The organism is Bradyrhizobium sp. WSM3983 (assembly GCF_000473045.1).
GTDB lineage: Bacteria > Pseudomonadota > Alphaproteobacteria > Rhizobiales > Xanthobacteraceae > Bradyrhizobium.
The window spans coordinates 1-6,083 of record NZ_AXAY01000067.1 but is presented as its reverse complement, the minus strand read 5'-3'; the positions used below and the strand labels follow the sequence as shown (position 1 = coordinate 6,083).

At 63.9% G+C, this 6,083-nt stretch carries 3 protein-coding genes; all 3 read right to left on the bottom strand.

All coding sequences use genetic code 11. The annotated features are described in order from the left end of the window. On the bottom strand, positions 1 to 2,507 hold a 2,507-nt coding region (locus YUA_RS0140620; protein ID WP_027535754.1), incomplete at its 3' end, for a strawberry notch-like NTP hydrolase domain-containing protein. Between the two features lie 184 nt (positions 2,508 to 2,691). Next, complete coding sequence (locus YUA_RS50760) at positions 2,692 to 4,809, bottom strand: ParB/RepB/Spo0J family partition protein (protein ID WP_027535753.1); 2,118 nt, start codon at positions 4,807 to 4,809, stop codon at positions 2,692 to 2,694. A 104-nt stretch (positions 4,810 to 4,913) separates the two neighbouring features. Further along, the gene (locus YUA_RS0140610; RefSeq protein ID WP_027535752.1) at positions 4,914 to 5,876 is read right to left on the bottom strand and encodes an ArdC family protein; all 963 of its coding nucleotides are present in this window, start codon (positions 5,874 to 5,876) and stop codon (positions 4,914 to 4,916) included. Positions 5,877 to 6,083 lie beyond the last annotated feature (207 nt).

Below are 6,083 nucleotides of genomic sequence, written 5' to 3'. Positions count from 1 at the left end.
TCCTCGGTCGGGATCTCGGCGAGCCGGCGCTCCATCAGCGCTTCGCCCGTCGATACGATCTGGATCACGGCGGCATGGCCGGCCTCGATATCGCGCTCGATCGAGCGGATCAGCGAGGGCGTCTTCATCGAAGTCAGGAGATGACCGAAGAACCGCTGTTTTGCGCTTTCGAAGGCGGATCTCGCCGCTGATTTTGCCTGACCGTTCAGCGTTCCTGTTTCACCAGTAATGTTGGCCGCCCGCATCGCGGCGTCGAGATTGTTGTGAATGATGCCGAACGCATCTGCATAGGCGTCGTAGATGCGAACCTGCTCCGGCGTAAGCTGGTGCTCGACGAGTTCATACGCGACGCCCTCGTACGAGAGCGAGCGAGCGGCGTAGAGGCCGAGCGTCTTGAGGTCACGCGCCAGCACCTCCATGGCCGCGACCCCACCCTCCTCGATCGCTTCGACGAACTCGGCACGCGTGGCGAACGGGAAGTCGGAGCCGCCCCAAAGACCGAGGCGTTGCGCGTAAGCGAGGTTGTGGACCGTGGTGGCGCCGGTCGCCGACACATAGACCACGCGAGCATTCGGCAAGGCATGCTGGAGCCGAAGACCCGCACGCCCCTGCTGTGAGGCCGCCTGGTCGCCGCGCTCGCTCTTTCCCCCGACCGCGTTCTGCATGGCGTGGCTCTCGTCGAAGACGATCACTCCGTCGAAATCGGAGCCCAGCCATTCGACGATCTGCCTGACGCGCGAAAGCTTTTCGCCACGCTCGTCGGTGCGCAGCGTGGCATAGGTGGTAAATAGGACGCCTTCCGCGAGCCGAACTGGTGTGCCCTGCCGGAACCGTGATAGCGGCGTGACAAGCAGCCGCTCCATGCCGAGCGCCGACCAGTCGCGCTGCGCGTCCTCGATCAGCTTGTCGGATTTGCTGACCCAGACTGCGCGGCGGCGGCCCTTGAGCCAGTTGTCGAGCAGGATACCGGCGACCTGCCGCCCCTTGCCCGCACCGGTGCCATCGCCCAAGAACCAGCCGCGACGAAAACGGACGGCGTTCTCAGCGTCGTCGCGCGCAGCGGCCACGAGGTCGAAGGTCGCATCCACCGTCCAGGCGCCTGCGAGAAACTCGGAATGCGCTTCGCCGGCATAGATGATGCTCTCGATCTGGGCGTCCGACAGAACTCCATCTGCCGCGATATGCGAAGGCAAATGTGGGCGGTAGGACGGCTTCGGTGGCGCAACGGACGCCATCGCCGCGGACTGCACGAGCTTGGTCGGATGCGCGCACGATCCGGGAATACGGATCGACTGTAATCCGTATTCCTCATAAAGAGCATCGGTGAGGTGGGCTCCTTCAGGCGGCGACCATTCGACCGTCTCGTATGAAATCTTACCGCCTTCTGGCGCGGCGCTGGCCGAAGCAGAGGGCGGGCGCGGCGCGGAGATGCCAGCCGCGGCTGACATCACAGGGCGCCTCGGAACGTCGATCACGACCGGGGCGGCAACAGCCAGCCTCGGAGGCACATGCTCACTCACCCAGCCGAGCAAGGTTGCGACGTCGCCCGCCACTCCCGGCGAGGCGGGGAACACGTTCGGATCTGCGGCGCGCTGCTTGTCGATGACAAGCAGCCTTGTGTCGATCTGAGTTCCGTGCTTCGCGTAGACAGCGCCATCGATCGCGGCAGAAAACACAACTTGCCCACGCTCCTGGAGACGAAGGAAGGCGTCCGTCCATGCCGGATTGTCAGGCGCGAAGCTTGCGCCGGTGATGGCGACCAAACGCCCACCGTCGCAGAGACGCGCCAAGGCCGAAGCGATGTGTCGGAGCGTCGCGTCCGCCATTCGTCGATCGACATTCGCCAGCGCCGAGAACGGTGGGTTCATCAGGACGACACTCGGTACAAAACCTGCGTCTAGATGATCGTCGATCTGGGCCGCGTCGAACCGCGTCACCTTAATCTCTGCGAACAGATGATCCAGCAAGGCCGCGCGAGCGCCAGCCAGTTCGTTCAATACCAACGCGCCGCCGGCGAGCTCGGCAAAGACGGCAAGCAAGCCTGTCCCCGCGGAGGGCTCCAGAACTCGGTCGGCGGGTGTGATGGCGGCTGCGGTGCATGCGGCCAGACCCAGCGGGATCGGCGTCGAGAATTGTTGGAGCGCCAGGCTGTCCTCGGAACGTCGCGTATGGGTCGGCAGGAGACTGGCGACTCGCGCGACCATCGGCAGCATCGCGGCCGTTGAGCCGGCCTTGGTCCGGATGGCCGGACCGAACTTGCGAAGGAAAAGAACGGTGGCCGCCTCGCAGGTGTCATAGGCGGTCTTCCAATTCCAGGCACCGGCAGCGTCAGAGGCGCCGAAGGCAGCCTCCATGGCGCCACGCAGGACCGCGGCATCGATGCGCCGGCCGCGTTCGAGATCAGTCAAAAGCTGTCGCGCAGCCGTGACCGCAGCGGAGGTGATAGTTGCAGCGGCACGCATCGAGAGCGGCGCAGCGGCAGCGCCGCTGGCGAGAGATTCGGTCATGGCAGGATTTCTCTCGGAGAGCGGGAATGGGTCGAACCATCAGGCGCTCTCCTTTGACCCCGACGGCTCAAACCCTTCCCGGCCAACCTCTCCCTCTCAGACCTCAGTCAAAAAAATGGGGACCGGCGCTGTGCACCGGTCCCCGACCAACGCAGGATAGCCGGAGCCACCCCGCACCGCGATGTCACTCAGCCGCGTCGAGCTGTTGTGGATCCTCGTCGCTGCCGTTCTCCTGATCCTCCTCATCGGCGAGGAATTCGGGCAGCCGGTCCGCCTCGCCCTCCTGCTCCACTGACGCCGCATCGGGATCGACGAGACGCAGCGGCTCCGGCAACCAACCCGAGCCATCCAGAAGGCGCTCAGCCTCCTTGGCCATGTCGGCCTTCTTCAGATGGTCGATCAGTTGGGCCGATGACTCGCCCATGGCTTCTCGCACCGCTTCCAGAATGCGCGGCTTGGTGACCCGGCCGAGATAGTTGTCGACGGCCGGTCGCCAGCCAGCCCGCACCATGTCAAGCTCGACCGCGCGCGCCAGCACATCAGCCTGGTCGAGACGCGTGCGAACGCCGTGGGCAGAGACGCGGCCCTGATTGTAGCGGTTGGCCGGCTCATAGATGGCGTTGACCGCAAACGACGCACAGTGGGCGAACAGCGACGCCTGTGCACCACCGTCGAGAGCCGTCAGCGCATCCCAGAGATCGTTCTCGCTCTTCGGCAACCGTGCCTTCCAGGCCTCATGTCGCGACTCGACGGCCTTGGCGGAAACGCTTTCTCTCAGCCCCGGAGCTTGAGCTGGAAAGTTCGGCGTGCGAAGGCTGATCTCCAGACAGCTTCCGGACGATGCGAACCGGTAAAAGGCCGTCAGCACGAAGTTATGCAGCACCGCCTGGAACGCGACCGCGGGATTTTCTGCCAGCGCATCGCGCAATGCCAGCGTACGATGCGCCGTCAGCTCGGTGATCAGCCGATCCGGCAGAGGCCTGGCCGGGTCCTCATCATCTTCGTCAGCATCAGAAGCACTACCCGCGACCGCGATCACCGCGCGCTGGACGGAAGGGCCCTCTTCTTGACCTTCGCTCGACGACGCATCGGCGCCCTTTTCGACGTCAGGATCACTTGCCGACACCTCGTCCTCTGGCCGGACGTAACCCCGGTCCACCGAGAGGCACCCTTCGGAATCGATGCTGATGAAGACACCAGCTCGGGCGATCTCCGCCGGATCGTAAAGCATCGGCCTGTCTTCGAATGCCGCCAGTGCCGACTCGATTTCGCCGAGACGCTGATCGATCTCGTCGGGCAGCTCGTCCGCATCCTGGTAATCGGTTTCAAGCTTGGCTTGCTCGGCGTTCAGGGCATCGATGGTGGCCTGCTCCTCAGGCGAGAGATCGACAGGTTTACCTTCGATTTCTCGCAGGCCTTGAGTGTGACCGTAGGAGAACTCCACGGCGACTGAGATCCACTTCCAGCCTTCGGCAGCAATCGTCTCGGCTTCAGCTTTGAGCTTTTCGGTCACGAGGCGGTCGAGCAACACGATGTCTTGAAGCCAGCCGCCGTCGTCGTGCTCGAACAGATCCCGCAGAACGCCGCCACCCGCGTGCTGATAGGCATCGAGGCCCACAAACTGGGCCCGGCGATCCGACCCGCGCACGGTGTTCTCGGTGAGCAAGCGGCGGATCTGGTACGGCTCGTCATAACCGGAACGGCTGACGTTCTCCCAAACTTGCTCCTGGCGGGCGTGATCCGCGGTGACTGAGAACGCCATGAGCTGCTCGAGCGTCATGCCGTCTTCGGCATAGACGTCATGCAATTTCGGCGAGACCGACGCCAGGCGCAGGCGCTGCTTGACGATCGCGGAGTTCACGAAGTGCCGCGCGGCAATGTCTTCCTCGCTCATGCCGAGATCGCGGAGGATCTGGAAGGCCCGAAACTGATCGAGCGGATGCAGGCCGACCCGCTCGTCGTTCTCCGCTACCGAATCGTCCTCCGCAATGCCCCCTTCGCGAACGACGCACGGCACCGCCTGCGACTTCGACATCCGCTTCTGTTTCACCAGGAGTTCGAGAGCGCGATAGCGCCTACCGCCCGCCGGCACCTCGAACATGCCGGTCTCATTGCCATCTGTATCAACGACGGCCCGGACGCTCAGACTTTGCAGAAGCGTCCGCTGCGCGATGCTCTCGGCGAGCTGCTCGATCGAGACACCGGCCTTGACGCGGCGAACGTTCGACTGGCTGAGCACGAGCTTGTTGAAGGGAATGTCCCGGGAAGGCGACAGCGTGATCTTTTGTACGGCTTTCGTCATTTTGGCTCTCCACGACGGGCGGCCGAAAGACTCTCTCTCGGCTTCCAACCCGTCGCGAACAGCCTCCCCCTCCTCTCACTCTCGCGCGGCGACGAGGCCAAGCATCATGCCGCCTCGTGATCGGCGACAGCCGAATCCAGGGACGCGGGCTCAATGGACCCGGGAACGAAGCCGAGCAAATAGTCCGCGGCCTTGCTCGCGTGCGAAGCGGCCCGCACGATGGCGCGATTGTCTTCGCGCAGAACTTCAAGCCATGATCCGATATAGTCGGCATGGCGCACGGTCGGGACGATCCCGAGCGACGCGCAGCTGAATGCGGAACTCAGCTCGGCGACCAGTTCTTCGAAGGCATATTTCTTGGTACCGTAGGATCCGCTCTGGTCGCGGTTGAGACGCGAGGGGTGCCCGGTCGCATGACCGAGTTCATGCAAGGCCGTACGGTGCCAGTTGATGGGTTCGAAATAGGCCTGCGGCGGCGGGACCTGCACGAAGTCTCGGGCCGGTGCGTAGAATGCGCGATCGCCGCCAATCCGAAAGGTGACCCCGATGGCCTTGATCAAAGCCTCCACCGTCGGCTCGATCAGCCCTGGCGGCGGTGGCGGAGCCGCGGTAGCGATCTCATTGGGGAGTCCGGCGCATTGGTCCGTGTTGAAGACGGTAAATCGCTTGAGAAATGGAATGGCCTGCGCTTCGTCGCCAGTCTCGGCGGCACGACGCTTCTCATCACGCGGGACGAAACGGTCGGCGTAGACCACCGCGGTACCACGCTCCCCCTTACGCACATGCCCTCCAAGCGACAGCGCTTGCCGGAACGTGAGCCAGCTTTGACCGCTGTAACCATGCTCGATCGTGCTTCCCCAGAGCAGAAGGATGTTGATCCCGCTGTATGAGCGATCGGTCGAAGCGTTTTTCGGCATCGCTAAGGGTGCCCTTGCCGCGGCAGTGCCCCAAGGCTGGACCCAGGGCACGCGGCCAGCCTCAAGCTCGGCAATGATCTTGTCGGTGATTTCGTTATAGAGGTTCGCCCGGTCCAAGCCGGCGCGCGCGCAAGCAGTAGGGTTTGACATCGCGGGTCTCCGCGACGGGCACCGCGAGCCTCTCTCGCAGCTTGTGACCCGTCACGGAAAAACCAGCTTGCACTCTTACTCTCAGCCTCTTCGCAATCTACCTGGGACCCAGGCCCGATCAGGCGTGCGCCCAAGGGCGCATCGCCTCAAGGGAAAATGGCACCCGGAGAGCGTGAGCATAGCGACCCGAAGGGGCACGCGGGTCCG